We start from the raw sequence: 21,830 nt of genomic DNA, 5'->3' as shown, positions 1-21,830 counted from the left end.
ATACACGTCGCGCAAAACATATGGTTTAAACATTGAAAACGCATGTCGTCTTACGCATTCTTCCCGATGGCTTTCGCGCCGCTTCTAGATCCCTTTAATCTCGATTAACGGCGCGCCTCTTCTGATATTCAGATGCCGGCGGCGAAAAAAAACCGCGGACTGAGCCGCGGCATTTTCGGGTTTGTCGAACGCAAAGCGCGCGGCTTTATTGACCTTCGCCAAATTTATCGGCGATCAGTTTCAAGAGCGCGTCCATCGCGTCCTGTTCGTCGGTGCCTTCCGTTTCGATCAGCACGGTACTGCCGATGCCCGCGGCCAGCATCATCACGCCCATGATGCTCTTCGCGTTGATACGACGGCCATTGCGGCTCATCCAGATTTCCGCCTGGTAGTTGCCCGCGAGTTGCGTCAACTTGGCCGACGCGCGCGCGTGCAGCCCCAGCTTGTTCACAATTGTCGTTTCCTGTTGCAGCATGTGATGGTCCGAAGCGCGGGTGAATGAAATGGTGAAAAGTGTTACTGCAAAGCGGCTTCAATGCGATCGGCACCGTTGTGAAACCGCTTGAATCCGTCGAAGCTTGCCTGCGAACCAGCCCGGCTTACAGGCCGGTCGCGTCCGTCTTTTGCGTCAGATCGGCATCGGCCGGCAAAGCGGGAACACAGTCGGCGGCCGCCGCGTCAGGCGGCAGCGCCGGCAGGCACTCGGCAGCGCACGCTGGCGGCGTGACCGGTGTCGGCATCGCCGGTCCGATCGCGTGCACGCCCTTGGTCGCGCCGGCGAGCGCCTTGTCGACGAGCGTGTCGAGCGGCGTCGCGCGATAGCAGACCGCGCGCACCAGCATCGGCAGATTGACGCCGCACAGCACACGCACGTCCGGCACGGTGGCGAGCCGGCCCGCGATGTTGGCCGGCGTCGCACCGAACATGTCGGTCAGCACGAGCGCGCCGTTCTCTTCCTTCAGCCGCACGACTTCCGAATTCGCGAACGCGACGACCTGCGCAGGATCGCAATCCGGCGACACGTCGATCACGCCGATACGCGCCGGCAAACCGCCATAGATGTGGGAAATGCAATCGCGCAACGCGGTGGCGAATGGAGCGTGCGCAATGATCAGAATGCCTGCCATGTCAGCCTTACTGCAAAAGAACGGCCCCAAACCGTGGACCGGGACTCGAGCCCGGTTCGCCATCGCCGCGGACCGGCCGTGGGTCGCGAGGGCGGGAATGCATCGTCGGGCGAGCGGGCATTGTAGCAGCCTCATTTTCGCGCCAATCCCGACGCCACGCCTGATGCGGATTTACTACACAGATTGGGGGTGCAGCCGGGCAATCAAGGCCACTGCGTCGGCGCGCCACGCGAGCGCCACGCGTCAGCCGACCGCGCGCTCCAGCGCGTCGACGAACATCGCGGCGACGTCGAAACCGGTCTGGTCCATGATCTCGCGGAAACACGTCGGGCTCGTGACGTTGACTTCGGTGAGCCAGTCGCCGATCGCATCGAGTCCGACCAGCAGCAGGCCGCGCGCCGCCAGCACCGGCGCGAGCGTATCGGCGATCTTGCGATCCTGCTCGCTGAGCGGCCGCGCGACGCCCAGTCCGCCGGCCGCCAGATTGCCGCGCACCTCATTACCCTGAGGAATGCGCGCGAGCGAGTACGGCACCGCTTCGCCGCCGATCAGCAGGATGCGCTTGTCACCTTCCTTGATCTCGGGGATGAATTTCTGCGCCATCACCGAGCGCGCGCCGTCGTGGCTCAGCATTTCGACGATCGAGCCGAGGTTCATGCCGTCCGCTTTCACGCGGAATACGCCCATGCCGCCCATGCCGTCGAGCGGCTTCAGGATCACGTCGCCGTGCTGTTCGTGGAACGCGCGCAGACGCGCCGGGTCGCGAGTGACCAGCGTCGGCGCGACGAACTGCGCGAACTCGCCGATTGCGAGCTTCTCCGAATGATCGCGGATCGCCTGCGGTTTGTTGAAGATGCGTGCGCCGCCACGCTCGGCCAGTTCGAGCAGCCAGGTCGACGTCACGTATTCCATGTCGAACGGCGGGTCCTTGCGCATCACGACCGCGCCGAAGCTCGCGAGCGCGCGCGGCGTGGCGGCATCGGCGGCAAACCAGACATCACGATGCAGATCCGTGGTATCGCCGACGATCGCAATGCGCTGCACGTTCGCCTCGACATCGCCGCCCGTCCACGCCAGATGCTTCGGCTCGCAGGTGTACACCGTGTGACCGCGCCGCGCCGCTTCGGCCATCATCGCGTAGGTCGTGTCTTTGTAGATCTTGAAATGGCTGAGCGGATCGGCGATGAAAAGAATGTCCATGAAAGTCCCGGTGCGCCCTGAGGGGCGTGACATTGTTCGTCAATATAGTCTTTGAAGACGGCGATGGCGGCACGCATGCCGCCATCCTGCCGCGCGAGGCGGCTTAGACCTGGATCGCTTCAGGATCGGTCTTTTCGAGTTCGACCGATGCGGCCAGCAAGCCGAGCCGCGCCACGACGCCATACATATAGAAGCGGTTCGGCGGCGCCGCGCCGGGCTTCGCGTGCGCATCGGGCAGCGCCGTGTGTTCGAAGCCGAGCGGCACGAAGTGCATGCCCGGCGCGTTCAGGTTCTGGTCGCGCTCGCGGCTGCCGTGCACGCGATAGAAGCCGCCCACCACATAGCGGTCGATCATGTAGACGACCGGCTCGGCGACTTCCTCGCCGATGCGCTCGAACGTGTAGACGCCTTCCTGCACGATCACGTCGTGCACTTCGAGCCCGTCTTTGGTCGCGGCCATGCGCGTGCGTTCGCGCTTCGTCAGCGCGGCGACTTCCGACGCGTCGTGCACGGTCATCACGCCCATGCCGTAGGTGCCCGCATCGGACTTGATCACGACATACGGTTTTTCGGAGATGCCGTACTCGCGATACTTGCGCGCGATCTTCTTCAGCACGCCGTCGATCGCATCGGCAAGGGCTTCCTCGCCGGTGCGCTGCTGGAAGTCGACGCCCTCGACGTGCGCGAAATACGGATTGATCATCCACGGATCGATCTCGACCATCTTCGCGAACTTCTTCGCGACGTCGTCATAGCACGAGAAATGCGTCGACTTGCGACGCACCGCCCAGCCCGCATGCAGCGGCGGCAGCAGGTACTGCTCGTGCAGGTTTTCGAGCACGGGCGGAATACCGCCGGACAGATCGTTGTTCAGCAGGATCGAGCACGGGTCGAAGTTCTTCAGACCAAGGCGCCGCTGCGAGCGCTCGAGCGGTTCGAGCACCAGCTTCTGGCCGTCCGACAGCGCGATCGTGACCGGGCCGTTGATGGTTTCGTCGAGCGTGCCGAAGCGTACGTTCAGACCCGCCTGGCGCATGATCGACGCAAGCCGGGCGACGTTTTCGAGGTAGAACGCGTTGCGGGTGTGACGCTCGGGAATGACGAGCAGATTCTTCGCGTCCGGGCAGATCTTTTCGATCGAGGCCATCGCGGCCTGCACCGCGAGCGGCAGCACTTCCTGCGGCAGATTGTTGAACGCGCCGGGAAACAGATTGGTGTCGACCGGCGCGAGCTTGAAGCCCGCGTTACGCAGATCGACGGAACAGTAGAACGGTGGCGTGTGCTCCTGCCATTCGAGCCGGAACCAGCGTTCGATAGCGGGCGTGGCGTCGAGGATCTTCCGCTCGAGGTCGAGCAGCGGGCCGTTTAACGCCGTAACTAGGTGCGGAACCATTGATCACTCGCAGACTGGAGAAAAAAGATTGTAGAGCAAATGCTTTGTCCATTTGGGGACGGTTTCTCCATTCGCAAGCAGACTCGAATGCATTCTCCCTATCTCGATGATAGGCGCGGAAAATCACCGTTCGCAACCCGATCAGCAAGAAAAAAGCCCGCCATGAAGGCGGGCGAAATTGCTGCGCTTGCTTAACCATTTTTTCTTACTGACGGGCCCGGGAGCGCGGGCCGAACCGGGACAGGTTCCCCGTTATTCGACTTTCTCGCCGTGCAGGCTCACGTCGAGGCCTTCGCGCTCCTGCTCTTCGGTCACGCGGATGCCCATCACCAGGTCGATGATCTTCAGCAGCACGAAGCTCACCACGCCGCTGTAGATCAGCGTCGTCAGCACGCCCTTCGCCTGCAGGATCACGCTGCCGTCCGAGCCGCCGATGTCCTTGACCGCGAACACGCCGGTCAGCAGCGCACCGATGATCCCGCCGATGCAGTGCACGCCGAACGCGTCGAGCGAATCGTCGTACCCGAACTTGTGCTTGAGCCACGTGGCCGCCCAGAAGCAGACCACACCCGCGACGATACCGATCACGAGCGCGCCGAGCGTGCCGACGAAGCCCGACGCCGGCGTAATCGCCACCAGACCCGCGACCGCGCCCGACACGATACCGAGCACCGACGGCTTGCCCTTGGCCGCCCATTCGGCGAACATCCACGCGAGCGCCGCCGCGGCGGTCGCCACCTGCGTCGCGAACATCGCGAAGCCGGCACGGCCATCCGCTGCCACGGCCGAACCCGCGTTGAAGCCGAACCAGCCGACCCACAGCATCGCGCCACCGATCAGCGTGAGCGTCAGGTTGTGCGGCGCCATCGCTTCCTTGCCATAGCCGACGCGCTTGCCGAGCACCAGACAGCAGACCAGGCCCGCGATACCGGCGTTGATGTGCACCACCGTGCCGCCCGCGAAGTCGAGGATGCCCGCGCTAGCCAGCCAGCCGCTCGGCTCCCACACCATGTGCGCGATCGGCGAGTAGACGATGATCGACCACAGCGTCATGAACACCAGCATCGCCGAGAACTTCATGCGGTCCGCGAACGCACCGGTGATCAGCGCCGGCGTGATGATCGCGAAGGTCATCTGGTAGACGAAGTAGACCGTCTCGGGGATCGTCGGCGCGAGGTGGCTGACGGTCAGCGTCGTGGCCTTGTCGCCCTTGATGTAGTTCATGCCCGTCATGAACACGCGCGAGAAGCCGCCGATGAACGAGCTGCCAGGCGTGAACGCGAGGCTGTAGCCGACCACGGTCCAGACGATCGTCACGACACAGGTGATCGCGAAGCTTTGCATCAGCGTCGCCAGCACGTTCTTCTTGCGGACCATGCCGCCGTAGAACAGCGCGAGACCCGGGATAGTCATGAACAGCACCAGCGCGGTGGAGGTCAGCATCCACGCGGTGTCGCCGGAGTTGATCTTCGATGAATCGACCGAGAACGGTGCGGTTGGGGCGGCCGGCGCGGCCGCGGCGGCGGCCGATGCATCGGCGGCGGCCGGTGCGCTTGCGGCCGGCGCGGCGGACGCATCGGCGGCGGGAGCCGAGGCCGCCGGGGCAGCGGCTGCGGCGGAGGCGTCCGGTGCGGGCGCGCTCGCCGTCGTATCGGGAGCGGAGGCGGCTGCGGGAGCGGACGCATCGTCCGCGAGGGCGGTGCCGACACCGCCCGCGAGCAGCGAGCCGGCCATCAGCAGGGACATCATTAGTTTGCGCATCTTGGTTTTCCTCTTGTCGCTATCCGTGTCGCTATGTTCTGGTCTTTTACAGTGCGTCCGCGCCGGTCTCGCCGGTGCGGATCCGAACCACCTGCTCGATCGGCGTGACGAAGATCTTGCCGTCGCCGATCTTGCCGGTACGCGCGGCGCGCTCGAGCGCCTCGATCGCCTGATCGACGATGTCGTCGGATACCGCCGCTTCGATCTTCACCTTCGGCAGAAAGTCGACGACGTATTCGGCGCCCCGATACAGCTCGGTGTGGCCCTTCTGCCGTCCGAAGCCTTTGACTTCGGTCACCGTGATGCCCGACACGCCGATCGCCGACAGGGCTTCGCGCGCTTCATCCAGCTTGAACGGCTTGATGATTGCGGTAATGAGTTTCATGAAATCCTCGCTAGTTGTTGCTGATCCGTTATGCCCCGTGGCGTATCCGTGACGGCGGTCTCCTGCGCTACCGGGAAAAGCGCCCTGGCAGTGCGCGCGCGGGGCAGTAACAGCAACTCCTATGCCATGTTGTGTCGGAGCGCGCCTCGCGCGCGTGGCGCAGCGCGCCCGAGCGGCCTTGTCCGAACGGCTAGCGGCGCGGCGGGCGGTGGCGCGGCGGGGGGATCGTTGCTAGAGTGTTCGAACGTTCTGAACGCGAGGGCGCGCACCAAACACGCTCACGCGGCCGCGGCAACCAATACGTCGCGCGCACCAGGATCGCCCGTTCGCCGTAACGGGGCACGGGCGCAATGAAACATGCACTTTTTTTGTGCACCAAGGGGAACACGATGAAACAACCGAACGACGTTTTTAACGACTTCCAGGCTCGCGTCAGCGATCTGTTCAAGAATTCGCCGGCCAAGGATGTCGAACGCAACGTCAAGGCAATGCTGTCGCAGGGCTTCTCGAAGCTCGATCTGGTCACGCGCGAGGAATTCGATACGCAGACCCAGGTGCTCGTGCGTACGCGCGCGCGCCTCGAAGAACTCGAGCGCCGCGTCGCCGAGCTCGAGCAGAAATTGCCGCTCACGCAGACGCCGTAAGCGCTGCTCGCAGCCTTCGCGCTGCGCAGTGCCGCCCATCACAGGCAAGCGGGCCGTGACGTCATCAGCGTTTTAGGGGATTTGCGCGCGATGTGAGCGCGCCGTCCGACGGGAGAGAATATGTCGCTTGCCGTGGTGCGCAGCCGCGCGCCGGCCGCTGGCCGTGCGCCCGAAGTGACCGTCGAGGTTCACCTCGCCAATGGACTGCCGTCCTTTTCGATCGTCGGCCTGCCCGACCTGGAAGTGCGCGAGAGCCGTGAACGCGTGCGCGCGGCGCTGCAGAACTGCGGTTTCGATTTTCCGGTCCGCCGCATCACCGTCAACCTCGCGCCGGCCGATCTACCGAAAGAATCCGGTCGTTTCGATCTGCCGATCGCGCTCGGCATCCTCGCCGCCAGCGGGCAGATTCCCGCCGCATCGCTGCTCCATCGCGAGTTTGCCGGCGAGCTGTCGCTGACCGGCGCGCTGCGGCCGATGCGCGGCGCGTTCGCGATGGCCTGCGGCACCGCGCGCGGCGCTCTGGCGAACGCCGGCGACGCCGACGCTTCATCTGAAGCGCGTTCTGCGTTGCCCGCCCTCCTCGATCAACTAGCCGCACCGGCCTTCCATACCCCACAGCTTTACCTGCCGGCCGCGAGCGCGGCGGAAGCGGCGCTCGTGCCCGGCGTCGACGTGTTCGGCGCCGCCGATCTGCCGTCGCTATGCGCGCATCTCGCAGGCTCGCCGGACGCGCGTCTTAGTCCTGTCGCCGCGCCCGAGCACAACGAGCACGCCGCCACCCCGGCGCCGGACATGGCCGACGTGATTGGCCAGCGCGCCGCTCGGCGCGCCCTCGAAGTCGCGGCGGCCGGCGGCCATCACGTGCTGCTGATCGGACCGCCCGGCGCCGGCAAGTCGATGCTCGCGGCACGCCTGCCCAGCTTGCTGCCGCCCATGACCGACGACGAAGCGCTCGCCTCCGCCGCGCTACTGTCCGCGAGCCGCATCGGCTTCAAGCCGTCGCAGTGGCGCCAGCGGCCGTTTCGCGCGCCGCACCATTCGTCGAGCGCGGCGGCGCTGGTCGGCGGACGCAATCCGCCGCAGCCTGGCGAGATCACGCTCGCGCATCTGGGCGTGCTCTTTCTGGACGAACTTCCCGAATTCGATCGCGTGGTGCTCGAAACGCTGCGCGAGCCGCTCGAAGCTGGCCGCATCACGATCTCGCGCGCCGCCTGGCAAGCGGATTTCCCCGCCGCCTGCCAACTGATCGCCGCAATGAACCCGTGCCCGTGCGGCTGGCGCGGCGATCCGGGCGGGCGCTGCCGCTGTACGCCTGAAGTTGCGGCGCGCTATTTGCGTAAATTGTCGGGACCGCTGCTCGACCGCATCGACATCCAGCTCGAAATTCCAGCACTGACCGCCACCGAACTCGCGGCACGCGCCGCCACCACCGGCGAAGCAAGCGTGGCGATCGCACAGCGCGTGAGCGCTGCGCGCGAGCGGCAACTGGCCCGGCAAGGCAAGACCAACCGCGAGCTGGACGGACGCGAAGTCGACGATGTATGCCGCCCGGACGCAGCGGGCGAGGCGCTGCTGCGCGAAGCCGGCGAGCGCTTTGGCTGGTCGGCGCGGGCGTACTACCGGGTGTTGAAGGTCGCGCGCACCGTCGCGGACCTGGCTGGCGCGGCGATGCCGAGCGCCGCGCAGGTCGCCGAGGCAATCCAATACCGCCGCGCTTTTGGCTCGTTATGAGGAGAAAAAACGACTGTCAAGACTTGACTTATTCACACATGCGCGATCCTGTTAGATTTGGATACAACTCAAAAGCGCGCAGACGAGCATCTCGCCAAGCCATTGATTTTATTGTATTTTTTTAAATTCCCTACGCCTGTGGATTTTGCCGGAAGGCCCGCCTGATGGGCTTTTGCGGCCATTGAGGCCGACTTCTCAACAGAGTTATCCACAGGCTGTGCGCGTAACTCAAAAATCTCAACGTAAACCGGCAATTAGCGTACAAACCTGCGAAGGAACTTTCACTGCGTTCGGCACTCAGAGGTGCGCCCGACCGGCCAAAAATACCGCATTCAGTACAGCTGGAACGACGAAAAAAACTGGTCGACCTGGTCTTGCGGCAGCGGTTGATCGGCGATGATCGCCGCCTGGTACACGTGCCGGCCGCGCGCGACGAGCCGCGCATACACCGTGCGCGTCTCGTGTTTGGCGCCCGCCGCGCCGCTCACCATCATTTCCAGCCCCGGTATCTTGCCGCCCGCCGCCAGCGGGATTTGCGCTGGGTGAGCATCGGGCGTCGCGCCGACATTGCGCGCCAGTCCCGCGCGCAGGAAATCGAGTGCGGCACGCTGGGTCGCGTCGCTGTCGTCGGGCAGCATCACGGTGCCGACCGCAAAGACTGCATCGCCCGCTTCGGCGGTCTGCATTGCCATCTGCATCGGTGTGCCGCCGATCTGCACCGCGCGCTGATCGTTGTCCGGCTTGGCTGGGAAGTCGACCGTGTAGCCCTTGTCGTTGTTCATCACGGTGCGCCAGTCGAAGGTCGGTGAGCAGGCGCTGAGCGCGACGCCGAGCGCCAACGCGGCCGTCGCCGCGCCGATCACGGTTCGAGCGTGACCGGATCGCGTGAATGCGCGGAGAAATAGGCCCGCCGGTTGGAAGACGCCCGCACGGCGGGCGGACAATCGGCTGAGCAACGGAAAACGGCAAGAAACGCGGGCAACTAAAGAGCAGACGCGAAGAACGGTTCGGAGCATGGGACGGAAGATCGGGCTTCTCGGAGCGTAAAGCGCCATTATCCGCTGATCGACTGCCGGGCCGACGCGCGGAGCGCAGTCGTCCCGCCATTTCGGCGCAGCCGAACCCATTGGAGCTAGAATAGAAGAGTTGTTCAGTACCGGCCCGCGGGCCACCACACCGCCCCATTGTTCCGCGCCGCGCGCGACTCACGAGGTTCCGTCCATGAGTTCCAATTCACCGACCGCCGTCCGGCGCACGAACCCGCTTCGCTATCTGATTGCGGTGGCCATGGCCATTGCGCTCGCCGTCGCCGGTTACTTCGCGTTTGCCGGCCAGCAGCGCGTACCCGATGCGACCTTCACGCTGCTATCGGGACAGAAGCTCACGACCGCGGACCTCAAAGGCAAGGTTTATCTGGTCAACTTCTGGGCAACGAGTTGCGACACCTGCGTGAAGGAAATGCCGCAGATGGTCGAGACCTATAACCGCTTCAAGGGCCAGGGCCTCGAATTCGTCGCGGTGGCAATGAACTACGACGCGCCGATGTACGTGACCAATTACACGCAAACGCGTCAGCTGCCGTTCAAGGTCGCGATGGACGACGGCTCGGCCGCCAAGCAGTTCGGCAACGTGCAGCTCACGCCGACCACCTTCGTCGTCGATAAAGACGGCAAGATCCTGAAGCGCTATGTCGGCGAGCCGCAGTTCGCGGAACTCGACCAGTTGCTCGCGAAAGCGCTGAAGGCTGGCGCGGCTTAAGCCGGCGCAAGCAGATCCCCACGCGCCGGCGCAACCTCCCGCCGCTGGCGTCCGCCTCCTCACCGCTCCCCTTCCCCTTTGGCCGCAAGGCCATATCGCTTGATCTTCTCGTAGAGCGTCGCCTTGCCGAGCTGCAGCCGGTCCGCCGCGACCGCGACCACGCCGCCCGCCTGCTCCAACGCCTCGGCGATCATCGCGCGCTCGAACTGCTCGACACGCTCCTTCAGCGGATGGGTGGCCCCGCCGTCTTCGCCGAACGACAGCACCGGTTCGTCGGCGATGCCGAGCACGAAGCGGTCGGCGGCATTACGCAGCTCGCGCACGTTGCCCGGCCAGTCTCGCTGCATCAGACTCGCACGTTGGCGATCGGTGAGCATCGGCGCCGGCCGCTGATAACGGACGGCAGCATCGAGCAGGAAATGCTCGAACAGCGGCACGATGTCCTCGCGACGCTCGCTCAAAGGCGGCAGCGCGATCGTCACCACGTTGAGCCGGTACAACAGATCGCGCCGGAACGAGCCATCCGCGACGTGCTCGGCCATGTCGCCTTTTGCAGCCGCGACCACGCGACAATTGACGCGAATCGGCTGATTCGAGCCGAGCCGTTCCAGCACGCCGTCCTGCAGCACGCGCAGCAGCTTGACCTGCAGCGCGAGCGGCATGCTCTCGATCTCGTCGAGAAACAGCGTGCCGCCCGACGCATGTTCGAGCTTGCCGATCCGCCGTTTGGCCGCGCCGGTGAACGCGCCCGGCTCGTAGCCGAACATCTCCGATTCGAACATCGGCTCGGGCAGCGCGCCGCAGTTCACCGCGATGAACGGCTTGTCACGCCGCGGCGACAACTCATGCAGGCTGCGCGCGATCAGCTCCTTGCCCGCGCCGGTATCACCGTTGATCAGGACGGACGCATCGGTCGGCGCGACGTTGGCGATCAGCCGCCGCACCTGCTCGATCGCCGGACTGCGGCCGATGATGCGCGGCGCGACCGCGTTCTGCCCGGCCAGCTCACGGCGCAGCGCGAGGTTTTCGAGCACGAGCTTGCGGCGCTCCAGCGCGCGCCGCACGGTTTCGATCAGCCGCTCGGACGCGAACGGCTTTTCGATGAAGTCGTAGGCGCCGTCGCGCATCGCCTGCACGGCCATCGAGATCTCGCCGTGGCCGGTGACCAGAATCACCGGCACGTCGGGCGCGCGCTCGTGGCACTGCGCGAGCAGGTCGAGACCGCTCGCGCCGGGCAGCCGGATATCGCTGACGATCACGCCGGAGAAGTCCGCGCTGATCAGCTTCGCCGCGGCCTCGACCGACGCATGGCCGACCACGTCGAAGCCCGCCAGTTGCAGGCTCTGCACGCTCGCGCGGCGCACCAGTTCGTCGTCTTCGATATACAGCACTTGCAGGCCGTCGTCCATTGCGTGTTCCGGGTGATGCTTCGGGTGAAATCAGGAGCCCGCGGTCAGCGGATCGTGCGAGGGGCTGGTCTGCACACGCGCACGACGCAGCGTCAACACGAATGATGCGCCACCGTGCGGCGCGTTGCGCGCGACGAGCGAGCCGCCGCAATCGCGCGCGATCGACGATGAAATCGCGAGGCCAAGGCCGAGCCCCTGGCCCATTTCCTTCGTCGTGAAAAACGGTTCGAACAGGTGCGGCAACACGTCGTCGGGAATGCCGGGGCCGTTGTCGCCGACCGCGATCGACAGGTTCGCGACGCCGGCCTCCACCTCGACCGTGATATGCGGCGGGTTCATGCCGGCGGTTGCGTCGAGCGCGTTGCCGAGCAGGTTGATCAGCACCTGTTCGAGCCGCAGATCGTCGCAATTCGCGACCAGCTCCGGATGATCGTCGGCGAGATTCAGCGGCGTGCGCGCGCCGCCTGCCGCAGCGGCGGCGTCGGTGTCGGTGTCGGCCGCGGTATCGATCAGCACGAACTCGAGTTCGACGCCCTGCAGACGCTTTTGCAGCAACGCGACGACGTTGCGCAGAGCCCGCACGATCGACGCGCGCGCGCTGCGCGGCCGCGCGCGGCCGACGAACAGCTTCAGCTGGTTCGTGATGTTGCCCATGCGCTCGGTGAGCGCCGCGATCGCTTCGAGATTCTCGCGCGCCGATGCCTGATCGCCGCGTTCGAGCAGCACGCGCGTGTTATCGGAAAAACTGCGCAGCGCGGCGAGCGGCTGGTTCAGCTCGTGCGTGATGCCGGCCGCCATCTGACCGAGCGCGGCCAACTTGCTCGCCTGGATCAGTTCGTCTTGCGCGGCGCGCAGTTCCTGCTCGGCGCGTGTACGCTCGGCGACTTCCTTGTGCAACTGCTCGTTCGCCTCGGACAGATCGGCGGTGCGCTCGGCGACGCGCTGGTTCAGCTCGGCATAGGCCTTCTGCAGCAGCGCGCGGCTGCGCATCATTTCGCGCACGCGCGCGCGCCGCATGCGCCAGTAGAACGCGAGCAGCACCAGCGACACATAGCCGAAGCCGGTGACGATGGTCGCCTTGCGCGCGTCGGCATCGACCGGATCGACCGGCGACATCGTGATCAGATGCCAGTCCGGCTCGCCCATGGCGTGACGTGACGCGAGGAAGCGCGGCGCGGAGCGCCCGCCGCCGATGCGCAGGATCTGCGCATTGCCTTCGAGTATGCGCTCGACCGTCACCGGTAGCGGCTCGATCGGCTGCTGCGCGTACTGGCGAGCCTGGTAGATCGAATCGGCGATCAGGCCGGGCAGCGGCCGAATCGTGTGGTACTTCCATGCCGGCACCGACGACAGGAAGATCACGCCATGATCGTCGGTGACGACGAGCGGCTCGGACGCGTCCACGCCCTGAAACCATTCGAGATCGAGCTTGACGACCGCCACACCGACGATCTTGCCGTCGCGCCGCACCGGCTGCGAGATGTAGTAGCCGGGCGCCTGCGAAATCGTGCCGATGCCGAAGAAGCGGCCGACGCCGCCTTTCATTGCATCGACGAAATACGGCCGGAACAGATAGCCCGCGCCGACGAAGCTGCCCGGCCCGCGCCAGTTGCTGGCGGCGATGCAGTAGCCGTCGAGCGAAATGATGTAGGTGACCGTCGCGCGCGCGTGGCGGTTCAGGTCGTCGAGATAGAGATTCGCGCGCTTGACGTTGGCGAGATTCGGATCGATCAGCACGTCCTGCACGATCGGATGCTCGGCGAGCAGATACGGCAGCGATTCGTAGCGTTCGAGCGTGCTCTTGAGCGCGCTCGCGGTGCGCTCGGCGCGCACGGCGGCGTTGCGCCGCAGCGTGTCGACACCGCTTTTCCACGCAAGGCTGTAGGTGAGCCAGCATGCCGCCGCGAGCCCGGCTGCGAGCGCGAAGAGTATCAGCAGGCGGCGGGTCACGTTGGCAAAGTCCGATCGATGTGCATCGGACATTGTGGCATAGGGCGGCAAGGCGTCGCCGGCAGAAGCCTCGAAAGGCCGCGCGGACGCCGGTTTCATGCTTAAGCGTCCGCGCTGGTCACGACAGGGTTGGCGAGGCGCGACTCAAACGCCGGCCGGCTCTTTGACCGCCACCTCGCCGCGCAGCACCTTGTTCAGCTTGTTGCGATCGAGCTCCTTTTCCCAGGCCGACACGACGACCGTCGCGACACCGTTGCCGACGATGTTCGTCAGCGCGCGGCACTCGCTCATGAACCGGTCGATGCCAAGAATCAGCACCATGCCCGACAGCGGAATCGTCGGCACCACGGCCAGCGTCGCCGCGAGCGTGATGAAGCCCGCGCCGGTCACGCCGCTCGCACCCTTCGAGGTCAGCATCGTCACCGCGAGCAGCGTCAGCTGCTGGCCCCACGTGAGGTCGGTGTTGGTCGCCTGAGCGATGAACAGCACCGCCATCGTCATGTAGATGTTGGTGCCGTCGAGGTTGAATGAGTAGCCGGTCGGCACCACGAGGCCCACCACCGAGCGCGAGCAGCCGAGTTTTTCGAGTTTCAGCATCAGCTGCGGCAGCGCGGCTTCGGACGAGCTCGTGCCGAGCACGATCAGCATCTCTTCCTTGATGTATGCGACGAAACGCAGGATGTTGAAGCCCACCGCCCGCGCGATCGCGCCGAGCACGACCACCACGAACACGATCGAGGTCAGATAGAACGTGCCGACCAGCTTGAGCATCGGCAGCAGCGAGCCGATGCCGTACTTGCCGATCGTAAAGGCCATCGCGCCGAACGCGCCGATCGGCGCGAGCTTCGTGATGATGCGCACCATGCCGAACAGGATGTGCGAGAGCCCTTCGATGAAGTTGGTCACCGGCTTGCCCTTCTCACCGGCCGTCGCGAGCACGGCGCCGAACAGCAGCGCGATCAGCAGGATCTGCAGGATCTCACCCTGCGCGAACGCCGACAACAGCGTGTCCGGAATGATGTGCATGAAGAAGTCGACCGTCGACTGGCCGTGCGCCTTCGCGGCATACGACGCAACCGCGCGGCCGTCGAGCGAGGCCGGATCGACGTTGAAGCCGGCGCCGGGTCGCAGCAGGTGCGTGGCGGCGAGGCCGAGCACCAGCGCGAAGGTCGAGACGATTTCGAAGTACAACAGCGCCTTGCCGCCGACGCGTCCAACCTTCTTCATGTCCTCCATGCCGGCGATGCCCGTCACGACCGTGCAGAAGATGATCGGCCCGATCACCATCTTGATCAGCTTGATGAAGCCATCGCCAAGCGGCTTCATGTCAACGGCGAGGTTCGGGTAGAAATGCCCGAGTACGATGCCGACGATGATCGCCACGATCACCTGGACGTACAGCACTTTATGGATAGGTTTCTTCACGATGGTTCCTGCGAGGGATATGAGCTGATGACCCGCCGCGAGGCGCGACACGCGAACGAAACGTCGTCGCGCGGGCGCACGTTGGCGGACCGCTGCAAAGACGACGAATTCAGAAATACCGGGAAGGGAAATCGGACATTTTGTCTCCTTGCTTTTTTGTCGGGCCGTGGCGGCCACGCGCTTTCTTTCGCAAGGTCGATGCCAGTTTGATTTCAGACTGGAAGCCTTGATTTTTATGGGTTTTCCGGCACAGCTCGGCGCGCGCCGTCCGGGTTTCCGGAAATCCGGACGAGCGCTGTCGGGGAATCCGGAATTCGGTGCGCGCGCGTTTGCGGGGAAACCCGCAGGGGTTTGTGCGGAGCTTGCGAGCGCAACGTCACGTCAACAGATCGATCCGGTCCGTGCAGATCATGTCGACGCCCCATTCTTCGAGCAACTGCGCGCGCGCCGGATCGTTCACCGTGTAGGCGAGCACGCGCAGCCCGGCCGCGCGGATCCGCGCGACCAGCGGTTCGCTCAGATAGCGGTGACTCGCGTGCAGCGAGACGCAGTCGAGTTCGCGCACGATGCGCAGCCAGTCCGCCGGTACCTGCTCGAACAGCATGCCGCGCGGCAGCGACGGTGCGGCATCGCGCGCGGCGGCGAGCGCGTCGAACGAAAACGACGACACCAGCGGCGGCGTCTGCCCTTGCCAAAGCTCGAGCGCGCCCTGGGCGACCAGTGCGCCGGTGATGACTTCGCGGCCCGGACACGGCTTGATCTCGATGTTCGCCGCGATGCCGTCGCGCGCGCAACGCTCGGCCGCGTCGGCCAGCGTCGGCAGCCGCGTGCCGGCGAACTGCGCGCCGCGCCACGCGCCGGCATCCAGAGCGGCGAGTTGCTGCCATGTGTGCGTGGCCGCCGGCCCGTGGCCGTTGGTCGTGCGATCGAGCGTGTCGTCGTGCAGCAGGAACAGCGCGTTGTCGGCGGACAGCTTCGCGTCGAATTCGACCATGCGATAGCCGTAGCGCACGCAGGCGTCGAAACCGGCCAAGGTGTTTTCCGGCGCAAGCGTACCGCCACAGCGGTGCGCGATCAGCCGCGAATAAGGCCATTGTGCGGAGGTCCCGCGATCCATCGGGGTTGCCACGTGTCGTTTCCTTGCTGATAGAAGAGCGGTCTATGAAAAAAGCCCGCACATCGGCGGGCTTTTCGTTTCTGCGGGCGTGAAGCGAGGCAACAGCGGCGAGGCGCGAGCGCGTCAGAGCACGCCGGCTCCATGCGCCTGCACGTCGGCGTGATAGCTCGAACGAACCATCGCGCCCACCGCGGCGTGCGTGAAGCCCATCTTGTACGCCTCTTCCTCGTACATCTTGAAGGTGTCCGGATGCACGTAAGCGCGGACCGGCAGATGGTGCTCCGACGGCTGCAGGTACTGGCCGATCGTCAGCATGTCGACGTCGTGCTCGCGCAGATCGCGCATCACTTGCAGGATTTCCTCTTCGGTTTCGCCGAGGCCGACCATCAGGCCGGACTTGGTCGCGACGCGCGGATGCAGCGCCTTGAAGTCCTTCAGTAGCTTCAGCGAATGCGCGTAATCCGACCCCGGGCGCGCTTCCTTGTACAGACGCGGCACCGTTTCGAGGTTGTGGTTCATCACGTCGGGCGGCGCCGCATTCAGGATGCCGAGCGCGCGGTCGAGGCGGCCACGGAAGTCCGGCGTCAGGATTTCGATACGCGTTTGCGGCGACAGCTCGCGCGTCTGACGGATACATTCGACGAAGTGCGCCGCGCCACCGTCGCGCAGATCATCACGGTCGACGCTGGTGATCACCACGTACTTCAACTTCAGCGCAGCGATGGTGCGCGCGAGGTTGGCCGGTTCGTCGGCGTCGAGCGGATCGGGACGGCCGTGGCCGACGTCGCAGAACGGGCAGCGACGCGTGCACTTGTCGCCCATGATCATGAAGGTCGCGGTGCCCTTGCCGAAACATTCGCCGATGTTCGGGCAGCTCGCCTCTTCACACACCGTGTGAAGATTGTGCTCGCGCAGGATCTGCTTGATCTCGTAGAAGCGCGAATTGCCGGTGGCCGCCTTCACGCGGATCCAGTCCGGCTTCTTCAGCTTTTCGATCGGAACGACCTTGATCGGGATGCGCGCGGTCTTGGCTTGCGCTTTCTGCTTCGCGGTGGCGTCGTAGGCGGCGGGGGCCGGCACGCCTTCGGGCGCGGGGGTGGCTGCTGCGGAATTCGCGGTTACGTCAGTCATTCGTTCGATCCAGTCAGGCGGTGAGCGCACCGGCCTGCGGTTGGGCGACGGCCGCGGGATTGCCGTCGAGGTTTGCGGTGAGACTTGCTGCGAGGGTACGGGCCACGTCGTCCCAGCCGGCGGCGATGCCGAGCGTCGCCATGTCGACTGTTTCGAGCCCCGCGTAGCCGCATGGATTGATCGCGAGAAACGGCCGCAGGTCCATGTTCACGTTCAGACTCACGCCGTGATAGCTGCAGCCGTTGCGGATTTTCAGGCCAAGCGCCGCGATCTTGGCGCCGGCATGGAGCCCGGCGTCGGGCCCAGGCGCCACGTAGATGCCGGGGGCGCCCGCCTTGCGTTCTCCGGCGAGATTATACGCCGCGAGGGTGTCGATCACGGCCTGCTCGATCCGGGTGACCAGCTCGCGCACCATCAGCTTGCGCCGACGCAGGTCGAGCAGCAGATAGGCGACCACCTGGCCGGGCCCGTGATACGTGATCTGCCCGCCGCGGTCGACCTTGACGAGCGGAATGTTGCTGTCTGCCGTGAGCAGGTGCGCCGGATCGCCGGCCTGGCCGAGCGTGAAGACGGGTGGATGCTCGACGAGCCAGATTTCGTCGGCGGTGTCGGCGGTGCGGGCGTCGGTGAAGGCGCGCATCGCGTCGAAACTGGCTTCGTAGGGTTCGCGGCCGAGCCAGCGCAGCATGAGCGGCTCGATGGCAGGTAGCGGAGACGGAGAGACCGGGGTGGCGCACATGATTCCGGGAGTTTACCGAAATCTCGGAAACCGCGCCCGCGGCCACCGGGAACCTGCACAGCCGGGGCCGGTACGCTGCCGGCCCCGGCGTCATGCACGGCTTTTGCGCCGCGCCACCGTCAAACGGTGTGCCAGCCGCCGCGCACACGCATCATCCAGCGCTCGCCGATGCGAGCGAGCCAGTTCAGCGCGCGCTCGTCGCAGCGCGTCGGCACCGAGAACGTAACCTTCGCGAACGTGGCACCCTCGGCGCTGAGCCAGAGCCGCTCGCCGCGCCGCAGATGCAGCGTCTGCCCAGGCTGCAGCCAGTAGTCCTTCGTGTCGTCGCTGCGCGTGACCCACACTGCGCCGCCATGCACGCGCAACTTCGTGCTGCGCGCGACCTTCAGCGGCAGCGTGTCGCCAGTGCGGATTTCATATGCAATACTAGAGGAAATTTCTCGCATGAGGCCCTCGCCAAAAATCGTTTCATGACTAGAATCCTATGTGCAGCAAGGACTTGGGCAAAACGATCAATTTTCACGTCTATGTGAGAAATATTGCGATGGACCTCCGTCAACTCCCCGCCCTGAACGCGATCAAGGCGTTCGAAGCCGCCGCCCGCCACGAAAGCTTTTCGCGCGCCGCCGACGAGTTGTTCGTCACGCACGGCGCGGTCAGCCACCAGATCCGCGCGCTCGAGGCCGAGCTGGGCGTGTCGCTGTTCGCGCGCGACGGCAAGCGCGTGCGCCTCACCGAAACCGGCCGTCGCTACGCCACCCAGGTGCGCGCCGCGTTGATGGAGCTCGCCGACGCGACTCGCGCGATCCGTGCCGGCGACCGCGAGCGGCGCCTCGTGATATCGATGCTGTCGTCGTTCGCGGCCCGCTGGGTGACGCCGCGCATCGGCAGCTTTATCGAGGCAAATCCGCAGTGGGATCTCGAGTTGCTGACCACCAATGCGCTGACGGACTTCGCGCGCGACGACGTCGACGTCGCGATCCGTTTCGGCTTCGGCAAATATCCGGGGCTGCACGCCGAGCTGCTGCTCGACGAGATTTTCTTCCCCGCCTGCTCGCCCAACTTCAACGGCGGCAAGCTGCCGCAAACCCCGGCCGATCTCGCCAAAGTCCCGCTGCTGCGCTCCGACGACGAGCTATGGCGCCCATGGTTCGACGCCGCCGGCCTCACCGACTGGCCGGAGCCGAAGCGCGGCGTGCTGTATCAGGATTCGTCGAATCTGTTGCAGGCGGCCGTCGACGGCCAGGGGGTCGCGCTGACGCGCCGCTCGCTCGCGATGCACGAAATCGCGGCGGGCCGGCTCGTGCGGCTCTTTGATGTGGATGGGCCGAGCCCGTGGCAATACTATTTGGTCTGCCTGCCGCAGACGCTGGGGACCGCGCGGGTCAAGGCGTTTCGCGACTGGTTGTTCGACGAGGTGGCGCGCTTCAGGCTGCTGTTCGATCTCGCCTGCGAGGCGGGTCCCGCGGCGAGCGCGCGCCTGGCGGCGCAGGGAGTGACGGCGGACGCGTTGCGCGTCGCGCCGTAAGGTGAAAAACCGCGCGGTGTTACAGCACGACCTTGACCATCGGATGGCCGGTCAGCGCGCGATAGATGTCGTCGAGATGCGCGCGGCTCGTCGCCCGCACGTGGACGGTCAGCCCCGTGTAGGTGCCGCTGCTCGACGGCCGCGTCTCGACGCGCGACGCATCGACCTCGCTATCGAACACGCGCACCACTTCGACGATCGTCGCGGCAAACTCGGGGTGCGATTTGCCCATGATCTTGATCGGGAAATCGCAGGGGAATTCAAACAGTGAGTCGTTCTCGGGATTCATTCTCTACTCCTTCTTCCGCCGCGGCGGCTTCAGCCGCGGCGGCTTCAGCCGCCTTGGCTCGCTGATACGCCGCATACAGCTGCGCAAACACCGCGCCCGGGCGGCCCGCGCCGACCGGCGCGCCATCGAGCCGCGTGACCGGCAGCACTTCCTTGGTCGCCGAGCTGACGATGATTTCATCGGCCGCGCGCACTTCAGCTTCGGTGATGTCGCGCGCTTCGAAGCGGATACCGCATTCGGCCGTCAGCTCCTCGATGAGCCCATAGCGGATCCCTTCGAGAATCCTGTTGCTGCGCGGCGGCGCGGCCAGCACGCCATCCTTCACGATCCACACGTTCGACGACGACCCTTCGGTCAGCAAACCATCGCGGAACTGCAGCGTCTCGAAGGCGTCGTTTTCGGCCGCGTATTGCGCCATCAGCACGTTGCCGAGCAGCGACACCGACTTGATGTCGCAATTGAGCCAGCGACGATCCTCGGCGCTCACGCACGGGACACCGCTTGCGCGCTGCGCGGCGGCGGGCAGGTTCAGCGCGGTGACCATCACGAACACGGTCGGCTTCACGCCGGCCGGAAATGCGTGAGCGCGCTTCGCGACGCCACGCGTGACCTGGATGTACGCGATCGCGTCCTGATCGGCACGCAAGCCGCCGTCCGTTTCGTTGGCCTCGGCCACGCGTCCGATCAGCTCGCGCCAGCCAGCGTCGTCGAGCGGATTGGCGATGCCGATCTTGCCGATGGAGCGCGCGAGACGCGCCAGATGCTGCTTCAGACGAAACGCGGTGCGCCGTCCGCTCGCGTGCGCGTACAACGGCGCCACTTCGTAAATGCCGTCGCCGAAAATGAAGCCGCGGTCGAGCACCGGCACGCGCGCTTCGGACAACGGCACCAGTTCGCCGTTCAGATGAACGATCGGGTCCGGCGAAACCTCGGAGACAACGGTCATTGCGACGTAGCCCTTACTTTTTCTTGTTGAACATCAGCATCAGCGAATCCCACACGCGGCCCACCACACCGGCTTGCTGCACCGGCTGCAACGCGACCACCGGGAATTGCGCGAGCACCTTGCCGTCGGCGACGAGCTTGGCGGTGCCGATCTGCTGGCCGTTTGCGATCGGCGCGACGAGCGGATCGTTGAGTTCGATCTGCGGCTTCGCCTTGTCGGCGGCGCCCTTCGGCAGCGTGATGTACTGGTCGCTCTTCACGCCAACCTGCACGCTGTCCTGCGAACCCTTGTAGACGCGCGGCGTGGCCACGACCTGGTTCGCCTTGTACAGACGCGTCGTGTCGTAGGCGGTGTAGCCGTAGTTGAGCATCTTCAGGCTGTCCTGCACGCGGTCGTGCTCCTTGGTCTCGCCCATCATCACCGAGACGAGACGGCGCGACGCGTCGGTCGTGCCCGGCAGCGGACGCTTCGCGCTCGCGATCAGGCAGTAGCCGGCCGCTTGCGTGTGACCGGTCTTCAGACCGTCGACGGTCGGATCGATCCACAGCAGACGGTTGCGGTTCGGCTGCTTGATCTTGTTGTACGTGAATTCCTTGACCGAGAAGATGTTGTAGTACTCGGGATAGTCGCGAATCAGGCGGGCCGACAGGATCGCGAGATCGCCCGCGGTCGTGTAGTGCTGCGGGTCGGGCATGCCGTTCACGTCGGCGAAATGCGTGTGCGTCATGCCGAGCTTTTGCGCCTCCTTGTTCATCATGTCGACGAACTGCGCCTCGCTGCCGCCCACCAGTTCGGCGAGCGCAATTGCCGCGTCGTTGCCCGACTGCACGATCATGCCGTACACGAGGTCGTGCACGGTCACCGGCTTGAGCGCCTCGATGAACATGCGCGATTCGTCGTTGCGCACGCGCCGCACGGCTTCGCTCGGCTCGATGCTCTGATCCATCGTGATCTTCTTCGTGTCGAGCGCCTCGAACACGAGATACGCGGTCATCAGCTTGGTCAACGACGCCGGCTCGACGCGCTCGTCGGCATTGGCGGACGCGAGCACCTGGTTGCTGGTCGCGTCGACGAGCACCCACGAGCGCGCGTTGACGCCCGGCGGCGGCACCTGCGCGAACGCGGTGCTGGCGACGAGCGTGGCCGGCAGCACGAGGCCGACGGCGATGGCGCGATTGAGCGAAGCGGGAACGAAAGAAGCGAGTGACGGGAATGCCGTGCGGCCAGAAGAGGAGAAACGCATAGGGTCGATTCGTGCAGAAAAATTCGTTGCGCGACAGCGCGCGGAGTTGGGGGA

21 protein-coding genes are annotated in these 21,830 nt (G+C 65.4%); 4 read left to right on the top strand and 17 right to left on the bottom strand.

Annotated elements, in window-relative coordinates:
* Window positions 1-205 precede the first annotated feature (205 nt).
* The 6 genes from OKW37_RS05735 to OKW37_RS05710 all read right to left on the bottom strand — a co-directional run bounded on the left by OKW37_RS05735 (window position 206) and on the right by OKW37_RS05710 (window position 5,866).
* Window positions 206-475 carry an HPr family phosphocarrier protein gene (locus tag OKW37_RS05735; RefSeq protein WP_018419292.1) on the bottom strand — a complete coding sequence of 90 codons (270 nt, stop codon included), beginning with the start codon at window positions 473-475 and terminating at the stop codon, window positions 206-208.
* Between the two features lie 124 nt (window positions 476-599).
* Window positions 600-1,127: a PTS sugar transporter subunit IIA gene (locus OKW37_RS05730; protein ID WP_429356540.1), complete on the bottom strand. Its 528-nt coding sequence runs from the start codon at window positions 1,125-1,127 to the stop codon at window positions 600-602.
* A 243-nt stretch (window positions 1,128-1,370) separates the two neighbouring features.
* Window positions 1,371-2,327: a glutathione synthase gene (gene gshB, locus OKW37_RS05725; protein ID WP_187619174.1), complete on the bottom strand. Its 957-nt coding sequence runs from the start codon at window positions 2,325-2,327 to the stop codon at window positions 1,371-1,373.
* Between the two features lie 103 nt (window positions 2,328-2,430).
* A complete protein-coding gene (gshA, locus tag OKW37_RS05720) occupies window positions 2,431-3,720 on the bottom strand; it encodes a glutamate--cysteine ligase (protein WP_018434736.1) in 1,290 nt (429 codons plus the stop codon).
* 252 nt (window positions 3,721-3,972) lie between these two features.
* Window positions 3,973-5,481, bottom strand: a complete 1,509-nt coding sequence (locus OKW37_RS05715) for an ammonium transporter (protein ID WP_429407595.1) — start codon at window positions 5,479-5,481, stop codon at window positions 3,973-3,975.
* 46 nt (window positions 5,482-5,527) lie between these two features.
* Window positions 5,528-5,866 carry a P-II family nitrogen regulator gene (locus tag OKW37_RS05710; protein ID WP_013088261.1) on the bottom strand — a complete coding sequence of 113 codons (339 nt, stop codon included), beginning with the start codon at window positions 5,864-5,866 and terminating at the stop codon, window positions 5,528-5,530.
* 389 nt (window positions 5,867-6,255) lie between these two features.
* Here OKW37_RS05710 and OKW37_RS05705 point away from each other — a divergent pair, with 389 nt between their 5' ends.
* A complete protein-coding gene (locus OKW37_RS05705) occupies window positions 6,256-6,510 on the top strand; it encodes an accessory factor UbiK family protein (protein WP_026228952.1) in 255 nt (84 codons plus the stop codon).
* Between the two features lie 120 nt (window positions 6,511-6,630).
* Window positions 6,631-8,241 (top strand): YifB family Mg chelatase-like AAA ATPase, encoded by a 1,611-nt coding sequence (locus OKW37_RS05700; protein WP_429407597.1) that lies wholly within the window; start codon window positions 6,631-6,633, stop codon window positions 8,239-8,241.
* 332 nt (window positions 8,242-8,573) lie between these two features.
* Here OKW37_RS05700 and OKW37_RS05695 read toward each other — a convergent pair whose 3' ends face one another.
* On the bottom strand, window positions 8,574-9,257 hold the full coding sequence (locus tag OKW37_RS05695) for a hypothetical protein (RefSeq protein ID WP_184062767.1): 684 nt from the start codon (window positions 9,255-9,257) through the stop codon (window positions 8,574-8,576).
* Window positions 9,258-9,462: 205 nt separating this feature from the next.
* Between OKW37_RS05695 and OKW37_RS05690 the strand changes: the two genes are divergently transcribed.
* Complete coding sequence (locus OKW37_RS05690; RefSeq protein WP_429407599.1) at window positions 9,463-9,999, top strand: TlpA disulfide reductase family protein; 537 nt, start codon at window positions 9,463-9,465, stop codon at window positions 9,997-9,999.
* A 59-nt stretch (window positions 10,000-10,058) separates the two neighbouring features.
* Here the strand turns inward: OKW37_RS05690 and OKW37_RS05685 are convergent, their stop codons facing one another.
* The 7 genes from OKW37_RS05685 to OKW37_RS05655 form a co-directional block, all read right to left on the bottom strand.
* Window positions 10,059-11,408 carry a sigma-54-dependent transcriptional regulator gene (locus OKW37_RS05685; RefSeq protein WP_429407601.1) on the bottom strand — a complete coding sequence of 450 codons (1,350 nt, stop codon included), beginning with the start codon at window positions 11,406-11,408 and terminating at the stop codon, window positions 10,059-10,061.
* 30 nt (window positions 11,409-11,438) lie between these two features.
* On the bottom strand, window positions 11,439-13,457 hold the full coding sequence (locus OKW37_RS05680) for a sensor histidine kinase (protein WP_429407603.1): 2,019 nt from the start codon (window positions 13,455-13,457) through the stop codon (window positions 11,439-11,441).
* 45 nt (window positions 13,458-13,502) lie between these two features.
* The gene (locus tag OKW37_RS05675; protein WP_187612519.1) at window positions 13,503-14,783 is read right to left on the bottom strand and encodes a dicarboxylate/amino acid:cation symporter; all 1,281 of its coding nucleotides are present in this window, start codon (window positions 14,781-14,783) and stop codon (window positions 13,503-13,505) included.
* 376 nt (window positions 14,784-15,159) lie between these two features.
* A complete protein-coding gene (ugpQ, locus tag OKW37_RS05670) occupies window positions 15,160-15,912 on the bottom strand; it encodes a glycerophosphodiester phosphodiesterase (RefSeq protein WP_429407605.1) in 753 nt (250 codons plus the stop codon).
* Between the two features lie 111 nt (window positions 15,913-16,023).
* Window positions 16,024-17,031 (bottom strand): lipoyl synthase, encoded by a 1,008-nt coding sequence (lipA, locus tag OKW37_RS05665; RefSeq protein ID WP_429407607.1) that lies wholly within the window; start codon window positions 17,029-17,031, stop codon window positions 16,024-16,026.
* A 13-nt stretch (window positions 17,032-17,044) separates the two neighbouring features.
* Window positions 17,045-17,770, bottom strand: a complete 726-nt coding sequence (gene lipB, locus OKW37_RS05660; RefSeq protein ID WP_184062582.1) for a lipoyl(octanoyl) transferase LipB — start codon at window positions 17,768-17,770, stop codon at window positions 17,045-17,047.
* A 119-nt stretch (window positions 17,771-17,889) separates the two neighbouring features.
* A complete protein-coding gene (locus OKW37_RS05655) occupies window positions 17,890-18,216 on the bottom strand; it encodes a DUF2917 domain-containing protein (RefSeq protein WP_090802839.1) in 327 nt (108 codons plus the stop codon).
* Window positions 18,217-18,314: 98 nt separating this feature from the next.
* Here OKW37_RS05655 and OKW37_RS05650 point away from each other — a divergent pair, with 98 nt between their 5' ends.
* Window positions 18,315-19,298: a transcriptional regulator GcvA gene (locus OKW37_RS05650; RefSeq protein ID WP_184062584.1), complete on the top strand. Its 984-nt coding sequence runs from the start codon at window positions 18,315-18,317 to the stop codon at window positions 19,296-19,298.
* Window positions 19,299-19,317: 19 nt separating this feature from the next.
* On the opposite strand, the gene OKW37_RS05645 is transcribed toward OKW37_RS05650, so the two are convergent.
* The 3 genes from OKW37_RS05645 to OKW37_RS05635 are packed head-to-tail and all read right to left on the bottom strand — an operon-like array spanning window position 19,318 to window position 21,776.
* Window positions 19,318-19,587: a DUF493 family protein gene (locus OKW37_RS05645; protein ID WP_129960330.1), complete on the bottom strand. Its 270-nt coding sequence runs from the start codon at window positions 19,585-19,587 to the stop codon at window positions 19,318-19,320.
* Window positions 19,559-20,533 carry a D-amino acid aminotransferase gene (locus tag OKW37_RS05640; protein WP_429407610.1) on the bottom strand — a complete coding sequence of 325 codons (975 nt, stop codon included), beginning with the start codon at window positions 20,531-20,533 and terminating at the stop codon, window positions 19,559-19,561. Before OKW37_RS05640 ends, OKW37_RS05645 begins: the two co-directional genes overlap by 29 nt.
* A 13-nt stretch (window positions 20,534-20,546) precedes the next feature.
* Complete coding sequence (locus OKW37_RS05635) at window positions 20,547-21,776, bottom strand: D-alanyl-D-alanine carboxypeptidase family protein (protein WP_429356531.1); 1,230 nt, start codon at window positions 21,774-21,776, stop codon at window positions 20,547-20,549.
* Window positions 21,777-21,830: the final 54 nt, after the last annotated feature.

It is taken from the genome of Paraburkholderia sp. MM5482-R2 (assembly GCF_050436125.1).
GTDB classification, from domain to species: domain Bacteria; phylum Pseudomonadota; class Gammaproteobacteria; order Burkholderiales; family Burkholderiaceae; genus Paraburkholderia; species Paraburkholderia tuberum.
The sequence above is the reverse complement of the archived record's forward strand: the minus strand, read 5'-3'. Positions and strand labels throughout refer to the sequence as shown.